This window comes from Chitinophaga caeni (genome assembly GCF_002557795.1).
Lineage (GTDB): Bacteria > Bacteroidota > Bacteroidia > Chitinophagales > Chitinophagaceae > Chitinophaga > Chitinophaga caeni.
Window position 1 is genome coordinate 2,343,295 of the sequence record NZ_CP023777.1, and the last position, 19,531, is coordinate 2,362,825.

The 19,531-nt window shown below is 43.4% G+C and carries 15 protein-coding genes; 9 read left to right on the forward strand and 6 right to left on the reverse strand.

Translation table 11 applies throughout. The annotated features are described in order from the left end of the window. Window positions 1-21 precede the first annotated feature (21 nt). Together mdh and COR50_RS09950 are read right to left on the reverse strand one after the other, a co-directional pair. Window positions 22-963: a malate dehydrogenase gene (gene mdh, locus COR50_RS09945; protein ID WP_098193848.1), complete on the reverse strand. Its 942-nt coding sequence runs from the start codon at window positions 961-963 to the stop codon at window positions 22-24. A gap of 93 nt (window positions 964-1,056) precedes the next feature. Then, the gene (locus COR50_RS09950; protein WP_098193849.1) at window positions 1,057-1,569 is read right to left on the reverse strand and encodes a peroxiredoxin family protein; all 513 of its coding nucleotides are present in this window, start codon (window positions 1,567-1,569) and stop codon (window positions 1,057-1,059) included. Between the two features lie 223 nt (window positions 1,570-1,792). Here COR50_RS09950 and efp point away from each other — a divergent pair, with 223 nt between their 5' ends. From efp to accC, 3 genes are all read left to right on the forward strand, one after another. Next, window positions 1,793-2,359, forward strand: coding sequence for an elongation factor P (efp, locus tag COR50_RS09955; RefSeq protein ID WP_098193850.1), 567 nt, complete (start codon window positions 1,793-1,795; stop codon window positions 2,357-2,359). A gap of 51 nt (window positions 2,360-2,410) precedes the next feature. Further along, complete coding sequence (accB, locus tag COR50_RS09960) at window positions 2,411-2,899, forward strand: acetyl-CoA carboxylase biotin carboxyl carrier protein (protein WP_098193851.1); 489 nt, start codon at window positions 2,411-2,413, stop codon at window positions 2,897-2,899. A 126-nt stretch (window positions 2,900-3,025) separates the two neighbouring features. Further along, window positions 3,026-4,363 (forward strand): acetyl-CoA carboxylase biotin carboxylase subunit, encoded by a 1,338-nt coding sequence (gene accC, locus COR50_RS09965; RefSeq protein ID WP_098193852.1) that lies wholly within the window; start codon window positions 3,026-3,028, stop codon window positions 4,361-4,363. 122 nt (window positions 4,364-4,485) lie between these two features. On the opposite strand, the gene COR50_RS09970 is transcribed toward accC, so the two are convergent. Both COR50_RS09970 and COR50_RS09975 read right to left on the reverse strand, forming a co-directional pair. After that, window positions 4,486-5,106, reverse strand: a complete 621-nt coding sequence (locus COR50_RS09970; protein ID WP_098193853.1) for a hypothetical protein — start codon at window positions 5,104-5,106, stop codon at window positions 4,486-4,488. Between the two features lie 92 nt (window positions 5,107-5,198). Continuing rightward, window positions 5,199-5,411 carry a hypothetical protein gene (locus COR50_RS09975; RefSeq protein ID WP_098193854.1) on the reverse strand — a complete coding sequence of 71 codons (213 nt, stop codon included), beginning with the start codon at window positions 5,409-5,411 and terminating at the stop codon, window positions 5,199-5,201. A gap of 677 nt (window positions 5,412-6,088) precedes the next feature. Here COR50_RS09975 and COR50_RS09980 point away from each other — a divergent pair. Beyond that, window positions 6,089-8,440 (forward strand): TonB-dependent receptor, encoded by a 2,352-nt coding sequence (locus COR50_RS09980; protein ID WP_198405819.1) that lies wholly within the window; start codon window positions 6,089-6,091, stop codon window positions 8,438-8,440. Window positions 8,441-8,442: 2 nt separating this feature from the next. Next, on the forward strand, window positions 8,443-9,531 hold the full coding sequence (locus COR50_RS09985; protein ID WP_157760729.1) for a PepSY-associated TM helix domain-containing protein: 1,089 nt from the start codon (window positions 8,443-8,445) through the stop codon (window positions 9,529-9,531). Window positions 9,532-9,804: 273 nt separating this feature from the next. Here COR50_RS09985 and purL read toward each other — a convergent pair whose 3' ends face one another. Beyond that, entirely contained in the window at window positions 9,805-12,030 is a 2,226-nt protein-coding gene (gene purL, locus COR50_RS09990; protein ID WP_098193856.1) for a phosphoribosylformylglycinamidine synthase subunit PurL, read from the reverse strand. A gap of 382 nt (window positions 12,031-12,412) precedes the next feature. Here purL and COR50_RS10000 point away from each other — a divergent pair, with 382 nt between their 5' ends. Beyond that, a complete protein-coding gene (locus COR50_RS10000) occupies window positions 12,413-14,608 on the forward strand; it encodes a glutamine synthetase III family protein (RefSeq protein WP_098193858.1) in 2,196 nt (731 codons plus the stop codon). Between the two features lie 134 nt (window positions 14,609-14,742). On the opposite strand, the gene COR50_RS10005 is transcribed toward COR50_RS10000, so the two are convergent. Continuing rightward, window positions 14,743-15,984, reverse strand: coding sequence for an aminotransferase class I/II-fold pyridoxal phosphate-dependent enzyme (locus tag COR50_RS10005; RefSeq protein WP_098193859.1), 1,242 nt, complete (start codon window positions 15,982-15,984; stop codon window positions 14,743-14,745). A gap of 121 nt (window positions 15,985-16,105) precedes the next feature. Between COR50_RS10005 and pafA the strand changes: the two genes are divergently transcribed. The 3 genes from pafA (at window position 16,106) to COR50_RS10020 (ending at window position 19,440) form a co-directional block, all read left to right on the forward strand. Next, complete coding sequence (gene pafA, locus COR50_RS10010) at window positions 16,106-17,767, forward strand: alkaline phosphatase PafA (protein WP_232516343.1); 1,662 nt, start codon at window positions 16,106-16,108, stop codon at window positions 17,765-17,767. Window positions 17,768-17,953: 186 nt separating this feature from the next. Continuing rightward, entirely contained in the window at window positions 17,954-18,733 is a 780-nt protein-coding gene (locus COR50_RS10015) for an enoyl-CoA hydratase/isomerase family protein (RefSeq protein WP_098193860.1), read from the forward strand. Between the two features lie 56 nt (window positions 18,734-18,789). Next, entirely contained in the window at window positions 18,790-19,440 is a 651-nt protein-coding gene (locus COR50_RS10020) for a DUF4412 domain-containing protein (RefSeq protein ID WP_098193861.1), read from the forward strand. Window positions 19,441-19,531: the final 91 nt, after the last annotated feature.

Consider the following 19,531-nt stretch of genomic DNA (forward strand, 5'->3'; position numbering starts at 1 on the left):
AATACAGTTTAAGCTGCTATATTAAGCGCTTACTACTTTCATATTGTCCAATACATCCATTACTTCTTTAACGTGATTGGCAGAAGTGCTCAACAACGCTTTCTCATCATCGTTCAATTGCAATTCGATGATTTTCTCGATACCGTTTTTACCCAGCACTACAGGAACGCCCAAGTAGATATCTTTCAAACCGTATTCACCTGTCAGCCATGCGCAGCAAGGGAAAATACGTTTTTCATCTTTCAGGATAGCTTCCACCATTTGAGCGGCAGCAGCACCGGGGGCATACCAAGCGGAAGTTCCCAACAAGTTAACGATTTCACCACCACCAACTTTGGTACGTTGAATAATCGCTTCTAATTTATCGCCGGCTACCAACTCCGTTACGGGAATACCACCCACGGTAGTATATCTTGGTAAAGGAACCATGGTATCGCCGTGGCCACCCATCAGGATCGCTTGAATATCTTTAGGGGAGCAGCCGATTTCGTCGGCTAAGAAAGCGCGGTAACGGGCAGTATCGAGGATACCGGCCATACCGAATACCTTGTTGCTGTCTTTTTTGGCAGCAAGGAAAGCGCAGTAGGTCATCACGTCCAAAGGATTGGACACCACGATGATGATAGCATCAGGGGAATATTTGTTGATGTTTTCTGTTACTGACTTCACGATGTTAGCATTCGTAGAAATCAGGTCATCGCGGCTCATACCCGGTTTACGAGGTAAGCCGGAAGTGATTACTACCACATCACTGTTTGCAGTTCTTGCATAATCATTGGTAACGCCTAAAGTTTTGGTGCTATAATAGTCGATCGGGGCTTGTTGCCACATATCTAAAGCTTTACCTTCGGCAGTTCCTTCCTTGATATCCAGTAATACTACTTCTTGCAAGAAATCCCTGTGTGCCAGCACATTAGCGCAGGTAGCGCCCACATTTCCAGCACCTACTACAGTAACTTTCATTTTATTGTATAATTTTTTGAGTGAAGAATATTTGGGTAACAAAAATAATGATTATGTACGGATTCCACCGTGAAAAAATCCAGTTTTAACGCTTTATAAACTAGATAAAATATTCTCCACGTTTAAGGCTGCCGTAACTTCATGTTTTAATTGCCGCTTTTTATCATATATATATACCCCGGGGAATTCCCTCAAGCCGTAGAAGTACATGATTTGGCGGGTAGGTTCGCTCACCATCGTAATATTGGGATAAGAACCGATTTTGTATTCATTGTAATATTCCTTCATGCGATCAACCCTGAAAGGGGTAATCATCAAGATATTCACATTTTTAAATTTTTCGATCTTCTTCGTAATATCTTCTGTAAGTATTTTACAGTGATCACATTCTACGCTGAAGATAATCAGGACAGTCGGTTTATTATTATGCAGCAATTGCTTGTTATAAACACTGCCATCTTCCAGGTAAAGCTGGAACGGGGGTAAAGTTGGAAATTGTTGGTAAACAGGTAATTGCGAGTTGTTTTGTTGATTCTTAACCTGTGCATGGCCGGTATTCGGAATGCAACAGGCGATCCATAAAGCCAAAAATAGAACTGTACGCATAATGAATAATTAATGATTGAGTAATGATGCAAGGGCTCCCGGCATATGCAAGGAGTGATAAAAATACCCTATTTTTACGCAGCAAGGAGAAAAAAGTACGAAAATCAAGCCAAATTCAATGTATTTCGTTGTAAAATTGGCAAACTATGTTTGTACATATCATTTAATTTTTACTTTTGCAATCCTAATTAATTTTTAACTTTAAATTAGTCACCATTTTTTTATGGCTACAACTGCAGATATCAGGACAGGATTAATCATTAAACTGGATAACAGTTTATATTCTGTCGTAGAGTTTGGACAGAATAAGACCGCCCGTGCCGCTGCCAAAGTTTGGGCAAAGTTGAAGGGGGTTGACAATAGCCGTTCAATCGAGCATACTTGGAACTCTGGTGATACCATTTACCCGGTTCGCGTTGAAAAGAAAGCTTTTCAATTCTTGTATCAAGATGATACCGGTTACAATTTCATGGATAACGAAACCTTCGAGCAGCTCGCATTGCCAGAAAATATGGTGGATGCTCCACAGTTCTTGAAAGAAGGCCAAGAAGTGAATGTTGCGATCAACACCGAAACAGAACAACCGATGAGCGTGGAACTACCAGACAAGATCGTTTTGCGTATTACTTATTCCGAACCCGGGATGAAAGGCGATACCGCGACACGTACCTTGAAACCAGCCACCGTTGAAACCGGTGCAACCGTGATGGTACCGCTTTTCTGCGATGAAGGTGAATTGATCCGTATTAACACCAAAACAGGTGACTACATCGAAAGAGTAAAAGAATAGTAGATCATACCTAGTCCAATAACTAAAATTTCTAAACCAAAAACTGTTTACATGGATTTTAAACAGATCCAGGAGCTGATTAAGATTGTTAATAAGTCTAATATCAGTGAACTGAGCATTGAGCAAGAAAAGTTTAAGATTACGATAAAACAAAAAGAGCAAGAAACAACTCAACAGATCGTAACTGTTCCAGTAGCTGCCGCTCCCGTTCAAGCCGTTGCCCCGGCAACAGCCCCTGTACAAGCTGCCGCTGCCGCTCCTGCTGCTGAAAAACCTAAAGCTGCCGAGGCTCCTGCCAGCAACTTGATTACCATCAAATCTCCAATGATCGGTACTTTCTATCGCTCCGCCGGTCCGGATAAGCCGCCATTTGCGAATGTCGGGGATGATGTAGCTCCCGGTAAAGTAGTTTGCATCATCGAAGCGATGAAATTGTTTAATGAAATCGAAAGCGAAGTAAGCGGTAAAATCGTGAAAGTATTGGTAGATGATGCATCTCCGGTAGAATACGATCAACCGCTATTCTTAGTTGAACCATAAACTTGTTATAAAGTTGAAAGGTGGATGACACTTCTGCCGAACCCTGTTCTATTATTTTTGCCGGGTTCGAGCTAAGTTTGCTTCACTTTTCAACTTTACACTTTTTATAAACTATTATCAATAACAATGTTTAAAAAAATATTGATTGCCAACCGTGGGGAAATCGCTTTGCGCATTATCCGTACCTGTAAAGAAATGGGTATCAAAACGGTGGCGGTTTATTCAACTGCTGATCGCGACAGTTTACATGTTCGCTTCGCCGACGAAGCTGTTTGCATCGGAAAACCGCAAAGTAGCGACTCTTACCTCAATATCCCGCATATCATGGCGGCGGCTGAAATTACTAATGCAGACGCCATCCATCCAGGTTATGGCTTCCTGGCTGAAAATGCCCGCTTCGCTGAAATTTGTAGCGAACACGGTATCAAGTTTATCGGCCCAACCGCGGATATGATCCGCAAGATGGGCGATAAGATGACAGCCAAGGAAACGATGATCGCCGCGGGCGTACCCGTAATCCCGGGTTCAGGAGGGTTATTACAAAGTATGGACGAAGCTAGGAAACTGGCCAAGGAAATGACTTACCCGATTATCCTGAAAGCTACTGCCGGTGGCGGTGGTAAAGGGATGCGCGTTGTTTGGGAAGAATCCGAGTTGGAGAATGCGTACAATATGGCCAAAAATGAAGCCCGTGCCGCATTTAACAACGACGGTATTTACATGGAGAAATTCGTGGAAGAGCCGCGCCATATCGAGATCCAGGTTGCGGGCGACCAATACGGGAAAGTTTGCCACCTTAGCGAGAGGGATTGTTCTATCCAGCGCCGTCACCAGAAATTGGTAGAAGAATCTCCTTCTCCTTTCATGACGCCTGAATTGCGTGAGAAGATGGGGGAAGCTGCCATTAAGGCCGCTGCCGCTATTAATTACGAGAGTGTAGGTACCATCGAGTTCCTGGTTGATAAACACCGTAATTTCTACTTCATGGAGATGAATACCCGTATCCAGGTGGAACATGGCGTAACGGAGGAAGTGATCAACTTTGATTTGATTAAAGAACAAATCAAGATCGCTGCCGGTATACCGATTTCAGGTAAGAATTACATCCCGCAAATGCACGCGATCGAATGCCGTATCAACGCGGAGGATCCTCACAATGATTTCCGTCCATCACCGGGCAAAATCACGGTATTGCATACTCCCGGTGGGCATGGCGTTAGGGTGGATTCCCATATTTATGCAGGTTATGTAATTCCGCCGTATTACGATTCGATGGTCGCTAAGATCATCACGATCGCTCAAACCCGAGAGGAAGCTATCAATACGATGGAACGTGCATTGAGCGAGTTCGTGATTGAAGGTGTGAAAACTACGATTCCTTTCCACCAGCAATTGATGAGGAATGAAGATTTCCGCCAAGGTAATTTCACGACCAAGTTCACGGAATCTTTCAAAATTGAGTAGTACCTTATATTATTCGGTAAGTTTATTTATAGAAAAAGAGCGCTACTTAAGCGCTCTTTTTCATATACACTGGTTAGAACATTTAGCCATTATAAAGGCATAAAGTCTTTTATACCTCACTCTTATCTTTTGTTGCCCTTATGTTTTTTCTTTTGCTGGGCTAATTTCGCTTGTTGTTCCGGTGTTAATACCGCATTTACTTCATCCTTCCTTTTTTGTTTCAGCTGCTTGATTTGAGCTTTTTTATCGCTCTCGCTGAGGGTAGATGATTGCATCACGCTTTGCATACCATCATGATAATTTTTATTGATGGTTTTCAGTTTAGCTTCCTGGTCGGCATTCAAGCCGAGATCTTTCCAGTCTTTTTTCATGTCGGCATGTTGCATTTTGCGATCTTGCTGCATATGGTCACGGCGTTGTTTCATCATCTTGTCCATGTTAGCCTTACGGTTTTGCGACAAGGTGCTGTATTGTTCCGGGCTGAGAATACCCTTCAAGCCTGTTTGGCGATCTTTTTCCATGCCTTTCATTTTCTCCATCCGTTGTTGCCTGGAAAGGGAAGAGTCACCTCTCAATTTTTTTGCTTCTGCAAAATATTTTTTATTGAGTTGCTGAATTTGTTCATTTTGGGCTGTGCTGAGGTGCAGGCCGCTGGTATCCATCATCGGGCGGGCTTTCTTCTGTTGCGCCATGGCTACTGGCAAGTAAGCCATAAATAGGCAAGCGATGATAATTTTCTTCATAGTCTAATGTTTTGTAGATCTATGACATGAAATTATTTTGAAGGTTTAAAGAACCCTAACTTTTAACATTTCATTGCGCGCCCCGCTTTATCCTACCTCGGGAAACCCACGGCGTGGTGATCCGGTTGGCGACGGATTATTTTGTAATAACGGGCGCTGATCCTACTGATCCTCTTGTCTTGCCCATCTTCGTGTACATCCGTAACGGTAGGCATTGAATCTGCACCGACGGGATAATTATAACCTTGATGGTTGTTTTTGGATGATTTAAATCCTTCGAATAATTTGTTGATAAATTTGAACATGATACCCAGGGGTTTGTATCCGACTCCATGCCGGAACACCGCGAGTTGTTCTTACAGGAGTGGGAGGGTTAATGAATAAATTGGATAATAATCCTTTAGGCTATCCATTGTAATTAATATTAGTTTATATGTATACGCGGGATTTAACGCGAATTATGAAGATACGAAAAAAAATTGTATTTATGAAATTATTGATAATGAGTTATTTAGGTAAAACAGGTTGGAAAGGCAGCATTTTATGTAAAATAAAAAGGGAATCGATTGCAATCGATTCCCTTCAATAATCCTTCTTTCACTAGGTGTAAAATGGATCTCATTCGGACATGGTAAGGTTTAATTTGCTTCTCATAGAATATGGAAATATCTTATATATATCCATATTTGGTGTATACAATATTATGGTGTATTTGCTGTTTGTTGTGAGGAATATCAATTCTCTACATTCTCTCTATAATAAAGATAACTAAGTATTTAAGTATGGCGAATAACACGAAAGTTGTATTTTGTTAATGGCTTGTTAAATTAAAGAATACTGTGACAATCTAGGATTTGAATTATCACGGGAGTTTCACCTGGCCAAGAATTTTTCCCGTTTTGATTATTGCTTTTCCCGATACGTCATTTATGAGTAGTAACCGGCAACTACCTTTGCGCCACTATATTTTATACACTACAACATGCGCAAATTTTTACTTACGACCGGAATCATAGCAATGGCTTGCATTGCGCAAGCACAAGAGATTGTTGTTAAAGGTACGGTAAAAGCGGAGGACGGCCGTCCTGTTGCTTTTGCAAACATTAGCATCCCTTCCGAAAAGACTGGCACCATAGCAAATAGCAACGGCGCTTTTATCCTTCAATTAGCCAAACCTGGACTGGTTATTTTCAAGATCAGCAGCGTAGGATTTAAAAGCATTGAACAAAAGATAGAAATATCAGCCGGGGGAAAGCAAGATATTCAATTTGTTTTGCCGGCAAACGGTAGCTTACAAGAAGTCATCGTTTCAGCGAGCCGTAAACAAGAAACCTTGGACCAGGTGCCTTCTTCGGTTACTATCATTTCCCCGAAAGATTTAGAAATACAGAAATCCATCAGTAATAATATTTCCGATATCTTGATGAACAGTGTTCCCGGTCTCGGTTTCAGCAGCAACCAAACTAGTAATTCCGGGCAAACGCTCCGTGGTAGAAATGTTTTGGTGATGATCGATGGTATCCCGCAATCCACCCCGCTCAGGAACGGCGCACGTGATATCCGCACCATTGATCCTTCGGCCATTGAAAGGGTGGAGGTGATCAAAGGGGCCACCGCTATTTACGGTAATGGCGCTGATGGAGGGTTGATAAACTACATTACCAAGAAAGCTGATAGAAATAAATCCGGCTTAAGTGGGAAAACTACATTAGGTTTAAATACCCAGTTGAAAGATGCCCAACATACGGGTGGTTTTAACTTGGGACAATTGCTTTCCGGCAATTATAAAAAATTCGATTTCGTTGTTTCCGGCCATTATGAACAAACTGGCGTTTATAAAGATGCCGATGGAACCGTCATTTCCCCGACATACGGATTAGGCGAAACGCAATTGTGGAATGCTTTTACAAAACTGGGTTTCCAGGTCAACGATAAAAACCGGGTCGAGTTAATGTATAACTTTTTCGGTAGCCAACAGCGTTCCGATTATGTAGCGGTTGATGGTGTATATCCCACCAAACCGGCTACGGGAGTATTGGGCAAAAGGCTGGGCGACCCGGAAGGCACCCCGTATAATCATAACGGGAGTTTGCATTATACATCCCGGCAAATTGTTGGTAACACCGACCTGGATGTAAACCTTTATTTCCAAGATTTTAATACCGTTTATTATTGGACAGATTCTTGGGAAGGTGGTGGTCAATCGCAGATCAATTCTAAGAAAAGAGGCTTGCGGATTAACTTGGCTACGCCGTTTAATCTTGGAGGCAATATTCAATCCGAGATCGTTTACGGTTTGGATGTTTTGAATGATAAAACCGATCAATCCCTTACGGATGGCCGCTTATGGGTGCCACAAATGGATATGAAAAACATAGCTCCTTATGCCCAATTGAAAGCAACATTCTGGGATCATTTTGTATTCAAAGCCGGCGCCCGCTACGAAAATATCAACATCGATGTTCCTGATTTTACAACGATCGTTTCTAAGAATACTAAAACGGGTGCGTACGATGTAGGTGGTGTCCCGGTTACAGGCGGTACTATCGACTACAATGCGTTCGTGTTTAATGCCGGGTTACGTTATAACAAACTGGGTTATTTTAAACCGTTTATCAGCTATTCTCAAAGCTTTTCTGTAAATGAACTAGGTAGGATTTTACGTTCTGCCGAAGAAAATACGATTGCATTATTAAATACGAAAGCGGTAATTGCCAATAACTATGAATTTGGTTTCAGCGGAACTGCCGGGCCGGTGAGCTATGAAGCAAATACCTATATCAGCACATCTAAGTTGGGTGCCAACTACGTGGAAGTAGATGGTAAATTCCAGATTGCCAGGGATCCACAGAAGATCTATGGTTTTGAAATGGCTGCCGATGTAAGGATTTTGAAGAACATGGGCATGGGTGCCTCATATTCTTATATTGAAGGGAAACTAGATATCAATAAGAATGGAAAATATAATGATGCGGAAGATGTTTACATGGGAGGAGAAAAAATTGCACCGCCCAAATTGACCGCGTACATCCGTTATCAACCTTTACGCCAATGGAACGTACGTTTACAGATGTTATATGCCGGCAACAGGGATCGCTTCGAGCCAAGTACTTCCGGTACATATACTTATGGAAAAGGCCCCGTGTCTGCTTTCGCGTTGTTTAATCTTTACAGTAGCTTTGATTTCGATACGCACAGCAGCTTGCAACTGGGCGTTGACAACTTATTCAACAAGGATTATTACCTCGTTTATTCTCAGTGGGACGCCCGTGGACAGAATTATTTGAAAGGAACCGGCACCCGTGTAAATCTAACTTATAATTACAAATTCTAATATTGAAGAACATATTTCAAATACATAGCGTTGCTGGAATCATAGCAGGAGTTTTTCTCCTGCTTTTGAGTTTATCCGGGAGTGTGCTCGTTTTTAGTGATGAAATCGATGAGGCTATGAACAGCGAATTATTTCACCTGCCGGTAAACGGTGCTGAGCCTCAACCCTTGGAAAAGCTTTATAGCAATGCAAAAGCTTACCTTGGGCATCACCCATTTATGTATTTTTTGCGCTTACCGCAAAATCCCGGTGAACCGGTCATCTTGAGAGCGGAATACGGTCCTGAACACAAGGTTTACATCTTGATGAATCCTTATACGGGCGAAGTGGTTGGCACCCGTTCCAACAAAGGCTATTTTACTGGCTGGTTGCTGTATTTACATTTTACGTTGCTGGCAGGGAAAAGCGGTGCGATGGTACAATTGTTCATCGGTGGCATTTTCCTAATATCCCTAGTTACCGGGATTATAATTTACCGTAAATCATTCGGGAAAGTATTGGCATTTAAATCGAAGTTAGAATGGTCAAACCCAAGAAGAAGGTGGCGTAACTTGCATAGGATCGTCGGCGTTTGGTCGGTTGTATTCAACTTGCTCATCGTGGTAACGGGGATCTTGATGCAGGTAAAAGTTGTGAATGCCCGGAAGGATATGAGCGTGATACAAGGTTATGGAGCTCACCGCTTGGCATTCGATGATTATTACAAGATCGCGAAACAAGCGATGCCTGATCTTAATATACTGGGTATCCGTTTACCTAAAGCTGAAGGCGGGCCCGTAGTAGTAATGGGCAACCAGGGCGGTACGAAGTTTTTCGGGGAATATAACTCGGGCGTGCAGGTAGATGCGGCTTCCGGTAAAGTTGTAAAGGTCCTAGATTTTAATAATGCTTCATTTTCTCAAAAATTCGCTGCGGCAGTTAAACCGTTACATTTTGGAAATTACGGGGGGATCTTTCTTAAGATTGTTTATAGCTTATTCGGTTTAATGCCTGGAATATTATCACTTTCCGGGACGGTAATTTTATTAAGAAGAACTTTATTGAAACCTAAAGGGAAAGTGGTAAAGAAGCAGCTCGCGGGTATCACTTAATGCAAATGCCCTGCGGAATTGAAAATAATAGGTGCGGCAATCCCGCTCCCTGGTAATAATAAAATACACCGGTTGTAATTCCCGCCTGTTCAAGTTTCTGAGTTGCGGTTCAATGCACTTAGGATGCATTAGGATTTATCGAGCGGAATCCCCTGCATATTTTCCCACGCAATTCATATTGGCATCTCTATAAAAATAAAGAAGCCCCCCAATGCCGGGAGGCTTCCGTAGATTTGCAGAAATAATATTATGCTTCCTTGAAAACAGGAAATATTATTGTTTAAAATGCTTTTCTAAAGCGGTATCGTATTTTTCTTTCCAGCTGGCTGTAGCGCCCCAATTTTCGCCATCCACCACGATATTAGCACCTTTAACGGTACCGATCTGCTCGTAGCGAACAGAATGGTCGCTGGCATCTACCAAGCCGTGTAATAAGGCTTCGAACTTCTCTTTATTAGCCGGGTTAATAGAAACAACAACGCGGCTTTGAGCTTCACCGAACAGGTAAGCATCTTTACGGAAATGGCTATTGGTTTTAACATCGAAACCGATTTTATTCACCATCGCACTTTCCAGCAATGTTGTAAATAAACCACCTTCGCTTACATCGTGGGCTGATTCGACCAAACCGGCCTTGATAGCTTTACTGATTGCTTGTTGCAATTGGTATTCCTCCTCGATGTGGAAATGCGGGGCAGGGCTGTATTCAATGTTCAACAACTTATGCACATATTCCGAGCTGCCGATATCGTTGTAACTACGTCCCACGATATAAATTAAATCGCCTTCATTTTTGAAGTTCAACGTGGTGCGGGTAGACATATCATCTAACACGCCCAACATCCCGATTGTGGGGGTTGGGTAAACCGGGCCGTCCGGAGATTGGTTATAAAAACTTACGTTACCGCCGGTTACAGGCGTACCGAACTTGTGGCAAGCTTCGCCCATACCTTTAATAGCGTATACGAATTGATAATATACTTCGGGATCATAAGGATTACCGAAGTTCAAGCAGTTCGTAATTGCAACCGGCTCACCGCCGCTGCAAACGATGTTGCGGGCTGCTTCAGCTACGGCAATTTGTCCCCCGATTTGCGGGTTGGCAAATACGTAGCGGCTGTTACAATCCGTTGTTAAAGCCAAGGCTTTCTTGGTGCCTTTTACTAAAACGATGGAAGCATCGCTCGGGGCGTTTGTACTGGCATTAGCAGTACCTACCATGCTATCATATTGATTATATACCCAGCGTTTAGAAGCGATATTAGGGAGTTGAATCAATTTTTCGGCCGTGGTTTTAGCATCTTTCACATCCGCGATAGAATGGATATCGAAGGATTTAAATTTTTCGAAATACGCCGGTTCTACGTATGCGCGGTGATATTGAGGGGCGCCGCCACCTAATACCATGCTTTCTGTAGGCACTTCAGCTTCCAGTTCCCCATCCATGTAAAATTTCAAGTTAGGGGAATCGGTTACCTCGCCGATTTGTACGCAATGCAGATCCCATTTTTCGAAGATGTCCAACACTTCTTTTTCACGACCTTTTTCTACCACGATCAACATTCTCTCCTGGCTTTCGCTCAGCAACATTTCCCAGCCTTTCATGTTTTCTTGGCGGGTAGGCACTTTCTCCAGTTGAATGTCCATGCCATGTTCGCCTTTAGCGCTCATTTCGGAAGTGGAGCAGGTAATACCGGCAGCGCCCATATCCTGCATACCCACGATAGCGCCGGTTGGTATAACTTCTAAGCAAGCTTCCAACAGTTTCTTTTCTTGGAAGGGGTCACCCACCTGCACGGCAGGTAAATCTTGTGCGCTTTCTTCTGTGATATCAGCGGAGGCGAAAGATGCACCGCCGATGCCGTCTTTACCGGTCGCGGAACCTACGATGAATACGGGGTTTCCCACACCGTAAGAGGTTGCGGAAACCGTTTGACCAACCTTTACGATACCTACGCTCATCGCGTTTACCAATGGGTTGGTGCTATAGCAATTTTCGAAGTACACCTCGCCACCAACAGTCGGCACGCCGAAGCAGTTACCGTAATGGCTGATACCGTGTACAACGCCTTTTAAGAGATGCTGAGTTTTTTTATCGTTGATGTTACCGAAGCGGAGCGAGTTGAGTGCCGCGACCGGGCGGGCGCCCATGGTAAAGATATCGCGGTGGATACCTCCAACCCCCGTGGCAGCTCCTTGGAACGGTTCGATGGCAGAAGGGTGGTTATGCGATTCGATTTTAAATACGCAAGCATATCCATCACCGATATCCACTAATCCTGCATTTTCCTCTCCAGCTTTTACAAGAAGGCGGTCGCCATCCCGGGGTAAAGTCTTGAGCCAAACAATTGAATTTTTATAGCTACAGTGTTCACTCCACATTACGGAGTACATGCTGAGCTCCGTGAAATTGGGCGTGCGGCCCATTACGGATTTAATACGTTCAAATTCATCTGCTGTTAAGCCTAGTTGTTCGGCTGTTTCTACTGTGGTTTGCATGTAACTTTAACGATTTAAAAAGAAGATGCAAACCTACGAGATTTCTTGTCAATTGACAAGAAGCAACGATCCTTTCTCCTATATATTAATATATTATGATAATAGGTCGACCACCCGCCATCGAAATTCGCGATTCGACGCAAATGCCCCTTAAATATGATCTGTATCAATAAATCGGGCATCATACAAGCGAAAATCCTTTTAAAAACATATTATAAATTTTATAATGTACACAAAATTTTGCCGGATCAATCGAAATTTTTGGTTAAATCGCAAAAAAATGCACCTTTTTTCAATCTGATTGTAATTTTTTGTCTAAAATTGAACACTTTCTTGCTTTTTAAATTTATTGAATGTTTTTTTGTATAAAATTTCTCACAGCATGCAATCTTTACGCTTAACAGCGCTGGAAGGATTAACCGGCGTAGATGTAAAACTAAAAACCGAACTGAACGGCAAGATCACCGACGCCTTCGGTAGTAATGTTTTTTCTGCCAAAACAATGCGCGAGTTTTTGAGCGACGAGGCTTATAAGAGTTTGATGAACTCTATCAAGGCTGGTACCAAAATCGAGCGTAAAATGGCTGACCAAATTGCTTCCGGCATGAAAGCCTGGGCAATGAAGAAAGGTGTTACCCACTATACCCACTGGTTTCAACCCCTTACTGGCACCACTGCTGAAAAACATGACTCATTTTTTACGTTGAAATCTGACGGTACCGCGATCGAAACTTTCGATGGTGATGCCTTGGTTCAGCAAGAACCCGATGCTTCTAGTTTTCCGAATGGCGGCATCCGTGCTACCTTCGAAGCTAGGGGATATACTGCTTGGGATCCTTCTTCCCCCGCATTTATCATCGACCAGGGTGCTGGTAAGACATTATGTATCCCTACCATCTTCGTAGCTTACACCGGTGAATCGCTCGATTATAAAGCGCCGTTGTTGAAAGCTACCGCCGCTTTAGATAAAGCTGCTGTGGATGTTTGTAACTACTTCGATAAAAATATCACCAAGGTGACTACTACCTTGGGTTGGGAACAAGAATATTTCGTGGTTGACGAATCTATGGCTAATGCGCGTCCTGACTTGGTGATGTGCGGCCGTACGGTTGTTGGTCACGCGCCGGCTAAAGGACAGCAATTAGAAGATCATTACTTCGGTTCTATCCCTGAAAGGGTGTATGCTTACATGCGCGATTTCGAAGAAGAAGCTTATAAATTAGGTATCCCTTTAAGAACCCGTCATAACGAGGTGGCGCCTTCCCAGTTTGAGTGCGCTCCTATATTTGAAGAGGTTAATATCGCCGTGGATCACAACTCTTTGTTGATGGATGTGATGAGCAAGGTTGCAAAACGTCATAAATTGCGTATCTTGTTCCACGAAAAGCCATTCGCTGGCATCAACGGTTCCGGTAAACACAATAACTGGAGCATGGCTACCGATACCGGTGTTAACTTGTTGGCACCCGGTAAAACGCCAAAAACAAACCTCATGTTCTTGACTTTCTTCGTAAATACGATCAAGGCAGTACATGATTATTCTGATTTGTTGAGGGCTTCTATCGCTTCCCCTAGCAACGATTTCCGTTTAGGAGCTAACGAAGCGCCCCCGGCAATCATCTCGGTATTTACCGGTAAATATCTTTCCGAAGTATTGCAGGAAGTAAAAACCCGTGTAAGTAACAAGTTTGACGAGCAAGACGAAGCTATCTTGAAATTGGACTTGCACCGTCATATCCCGGAGTTGTTGTTGGATAACACCGATCGTAACCGTACTTCGCCATTTGCCTTCACCGGTAATAAGTTCGAGTTCCGCGCGGTAGGTTCTACTGCAAACTGTGCTTCCGCTATGACCGTGTTGAACACGATTATGGCTAAAACTTTACAAAATTTCAAAACCGAAGTAGACGGCTTGATCGAGAAAGGGGAGAAAAAGGAGATCGCGATTATGCAAACTTTGCGTAAATACATCGTGGATTCTGAAAAAATCCTTTTCGAAGGTGATGGCTACAGCGAAGATTGGGAAAAAGAAGCAGAGAAAAGAGGTTTACCGAATGTAAAAACAACCCCGCGCGCATTGGATGCATTCGTTACGCCTAAAGCTACGCAGTTGTTCGTAGAAACGGGTGTTTATAACGAGAAAGAATTACACGCCCGCCACGAAGTGTTGTTGGAAGATTACGTGAAGAAAGTACAGATCGAGGCCCGTGTAATCGGTGAAATCGCTACCAATAATATTTTACCGTCGGCCGTTCGTTACATGAACGAGTTGTTGGTAAACATTAAAGGGCTGAAAGAAAACGGTTTCCCTGAAAGTGCATACAAGGCGCAATTGCAAATTGCGACAAAAATATCTGAACATATCAACGTCATCAGTGAAACAGTACAGGCGATGATTGAGGCGCGCAAAACAGCCAACAAATTGGATGATAGCCGCCAGAAAGCGATCGATTACTGCGAGAAGATCAAACAGCCTTACTTCGATACTATCCGCTACCATGCTGATAAGTTAGAGTTCTTGGTTGATGACAAGATTTGGGGCTTACCCAAGTACAGAGAGCTGCTTTTCTTGCGATAAAAAACCGTAAGATTGTTTTGGTGTATGATGGCCCCCGATTTTTATCGGGGGTTTTTTTGTGCCCATATACGCCCATATATGCGTAGAGCCAAGGCATGCCTTGGCTCTACATCAAAATATCTCGAAAAAATCGCTTAAGTCAACGGAATTTCGGCCACATCGTACACCTTGGCATCCAATTTCGCCTTGGTTTCTTTAAATGCTTTTAAAGTCAGCTCGATGTCTTCATCTGTATGCACTGCCGTTGGGATGATCCGGTAAATAATCTGTCCTTTCGGAATTACAGGGTATACCACGATAGAGCAGAATACGTTATAGTTTTCACGCAGATCCAAACACATGGCCGTAGCTTCCGGGATAGAACCCTTCATGTAAATCGGGGTCACCGGGGTATCGGTAGCGCCGATATCGAAGCCGTTATCTTTGAGACCCTGTTGGATTTTCCTAACATTTTCCCACAGCTTGTCTTTTAATTCCGGTTTGTTACGCAGCAGTTCCAAGCGTTTCAAATTACCCAATACGTAAGGCATCGGCAATGATTTCGCGAAGATTTGCGAACGCATGTTATAACGCAGGTAAGTAATGATATCTTTATTACCGCTGATGAATCCACCGATAGAAGCCATGGATTTGGCAAAAGTGGAGAAATAAAGGTCGATGCCATCCTGGCAACCTTGTTCTTCACCGGTACCGGCGCCGGTTTTACCCATGGTACCGAAACCGTGGGCATCATCAACCAGGATGCGGAAGTCATAAGTATCTTTCAGCGCGATGATTTCTTTTAATTTACCTTGGTCGCCGCCCATTCCGAACACGCCTTCGGTAATCAAGAAAATACCACCGCCACTCGTTTTTGCTAATTCCGTAGCACGGCGCAACTGTTTTTCGCAATCTGCAACATCATTATGTTTGAATACGTACCGGTGACCGGGATGCAAACGCACACCATCGATAATGCAAGCATGGCTTTCAGCATCGTACACGATGATATCCCTACGGCCGCAAATGGCATCGATAGCGCTCAAAACGCCTTGGTAACCGTAGTTCAACAACATGGTATCTTCCTTCTGTACAAATTCGGATAACTCTTTCTCCAGTTGATCGTGATAATCGGTGTTACCACTCATCATGCGGGCACCCATCGGGTAAGCTAACCCGAATTGCGTTACCGCGTCGATATCAGCTTGGCGTACTTCCGGATGATTGGCTAAACCTAAATAGTTATTTAGGCTCCAAACGATCTTCTCCTTGCCCCTGAATGTCATTCTATTTCCAATTTCTCCTTCCAATTTAGGGAAAGCGAAATAGCCGTGTGCCCTGTCAGAGTGCTGGCCAATAGGCCCCAGGCTTTTCAATAGCTTCTCGAAAATATCCATATTGTCGTTGTTGAAAATTATTTTTAGATTAAAAGTTAGCAAAATTCGGGTACAAAGGTATTAAATATTTATTTTTTGTAAACTTAGGACTTACTTTTGTCTTTAAACCATTTACATTATCATGATGAACCGGGTTAAATTACTCGCCGGGATCCTCCTATTTACGTCACCTTTAGGGATTTTCGCGCAGAGAACAGTTAGGACTGTATCTAACAATCATGCATCTAGCCAATTAGAAAGGCCCAAGTTAGTGGTCGGAATCGTTGTAGACCAAATGCGTTGGGATTTCCTGTACCGTTATTATGACAGGTATTCCACCAAGGGCTTTAAACGCCTTGTTAATGAAGGGTTTACATGTGAGAATACTTTTATTCCTTATACACCTGCCATCACGGCGGTGGGGCATAGTTCCGTCTATACCGGTTCCGTACCGGCTTTGCACGGGATTATGGGGAATTCCTGGTTTAGCAGGGAGAAAAACAGGACGATTTATTGCGTGGAAGATGAAAGTGTTCAGACAGTTGGTTCAGGAACAGATGCGGGGCAAATGAGCCCTAAAAATTTATTAGCCACTACCGTAACCGATGAATTGCGTTTAGCGACTAATTTCAGAAGTAAAGTAGTTGGCATAGCGATCAAGGATCGCGGCGCCATCCTACCGGCGGGCCATAGCGCTAATGCTGCATTTTGGTATGATGGCAAAAGCGGGAATTTTGTTTCTTCTTCTTACTATATGAAAGAATTACCGGCATTCGCTAAAAAATTCAACGATGAAAAATGGCCGGAAAAATATTTATCCAAGCCATGGAACACTTTGTACCCGATCGACACCTATGTGCAAAGCGCCGCGGATGACCAGGATTTTGAAGGCAAATTTAAAGGGGCCGATGCGGCTACTTTCCCCCACGATTTAACCAAGGCCAGTGCAGGAACTTTAAGTTCTACGCCGTTCGGTAATAGCTACACGCTTGAGTTTGCCAAGCGCGCCTTGGAAGGTTATGCACTGGGTAAAGGTCCCGTAACGGATATGCTGGTGGTGAGTTTATCATCGACCGACTATGTTGGTCACCAGTTTGGTCCGAACTCCATCGAAACAGAAGATACGTATTTGAGATTGGATAAAGATTTAGGCGCCTTTTTCGATTATCTCGACAGCGAGATCGGTAAAGGTCAATATACGGTATTCTTAACCGCGGATCACGGCGTTGCCCATATCGGTGGTTTTGCAAACCAGCATAACATACCGGGTGGGGGTTGGAGTACCGGTAATTTTACAAGGTATGTAAACAACCTCGCCAATGAGAAGCTGGGCATTACTAAGTTGGTAAAATCCATGACGAATTACCAGGTATATTTTGATTACGACGCTATTTCAGCAGCCGGCAAAACGATGGAAGAAGTTAAGGCCTTACTCGTTCCGGAACTAAGAAAATACGAAGGCGTAGCCAATGTCATAGATGAGGAAAAATGGGGCGATGCCCCGTTGGTAGAACCTTTGAAATCCATGTTGATGAGGGGGTACAATGTTCAACGTAGTGGTGATTTAATGGTAATTTTAAACCCTGGATTTTACTATGGTGGGTCCTCGGGCGCCAGCCACGGATCTTGGAACCCGTACGATACGCATATTCCCCTGGTATGGATGGGTTGGGGAATCCGCAAGGGTGCTTCTAACCGTACCGTTCATATGACTGATATCGCGCCGACGGTGGCCGCATTATTGCATATCCAGATGCCGAATGCTTGTATCGGGGAACCGATAATTGATATCACGAATAAATAATTATTTATAAAAAATACCCGGGTGGAATTGCCCGGGTATTTTTTTGATATTTATATTGATATATCAAATAAATAAAGCGGGATGACAGAAAAATATGCATGGGGAAATGAGGCAAGGGAAGCCAGTTAAACTAAGTAAATAAATCGTACCTTACCGGGGAAGATTACCGATAAATATCATCTAAACATGACCTATTCGTATATAGACTACACCGTATCAGGTCGATTGGGTTGGATTGCATTGAACAGGCCGGAAAAGAGGAATGCCTTGAACGGGGAAGTTGTCGCGGAATTAACCCATGCATTTGAAGCGGCCGCAGCGGATGAAGCGGTGAAAGTAATTATCCTGGAAGGTAAAGGGGAGGCTTTTTGTGCCGGGGCCGATTTGGGGTACTTGCAGCAATTACAACAAAACTCCTTCGGGGAAAATTTGGAAGATTCAAGGCAGTTAAAGGCGTTATTTTCCTTGATTTACACGTTAAATAAAGTGGTGATTGCCATGGCCGAAGGGCATGCAATTGCAGGTGGGGCCGGTTTGGCAACGGTTTGCGATTTTTGTTTCGCGGTACCCGCCGCTAAAATAGGTTATACGGAAGTCAAAATCGGCTTTATCCCGGCGATCGTGTCCATATTCCTAATCCGTAAGATAGGGGAAGGAAAGGCCCGTGAGTTGCTATTGCGGGGCAATTTGATAGATGCCTCCGAAGCGGCCGACCTGGGTTTGGTCAACCAAGTTGTAGATGCGGCCCAAATCCGTACCCATGTCACCAATTTCGCCAATGGGCTGTGCGAACAAGCTTCTACAAATTCATTGGCCGCCACGAAAAGCTTGATCGCCAAGGTGCAAGATTTGCCATTAGAAGCCGCATTAGAATATGCCGCTTCGCAAAATGCGCGTACCCGGGAACATCCCGATTGTAAAGCCGGCATTGCAGCATTTTTAAATAAAGAAAAACCAAGCTGGTAAAGGCTTATAGCATTTGGCACGCATTTTTCACCATTATCCTATGAAACTAAAGCAATATGAAAAAAATTACCTTCATAGTTTGTGCATTAGTCTGCGGTATACAGTTCGTTTACGCGCAAAGGCTCGTATCTGATCTGAAGATCTATTACAAGATGGAATTACCGGCAGAACAGGCGCAAATGGATGCCATGTTAAATAACAGCCATCTCGTGCAATACGTCCGCGGAAACATGAGCCGGATCGATATGAATTTTAACGTGGTGAATTATATCTATATCAGCAATGCCCGTACTAAGACCATGTTGATCATGATAGATAACCACGGTGATAAATATATGATACGGACGAATAAAAAGGAGTTTGAAAAGGAATTGGAAGAGTACCGTAAAATCCAGTTTGTGGATCAGCCGGAAGAGAAGGAAATAGCCGGTTATAAATGCCGCAAGGCCATTGGTATCATGTCGGACGGAAGCAAGTTCGAGGTATTTTACACGGTCGACATAGCCCCGGAAAACAAGCTTTATAACAGGCGTTTCGTGAACCTGAAAGGTTTTCCCTTGGAGTTTGAAATTCCCGCGAAAAATAATGCCAAGATCAAGGTATTGGCCACCTCTTTAGAGATTGGTCCCGTGCCGGCATCAATTTTTGATACACCGTCGGGTTACAAGGAGATCTCGCAAGAAGAGTTAAAGAAATTAAGGGGGTAAATGGTGGAGCCGGGGAATAAATAAAATCAAATTTATGATTACATAAAAAATGGGTTGATTCTGTTTGAATCAACCCATTGAATTTTTTACG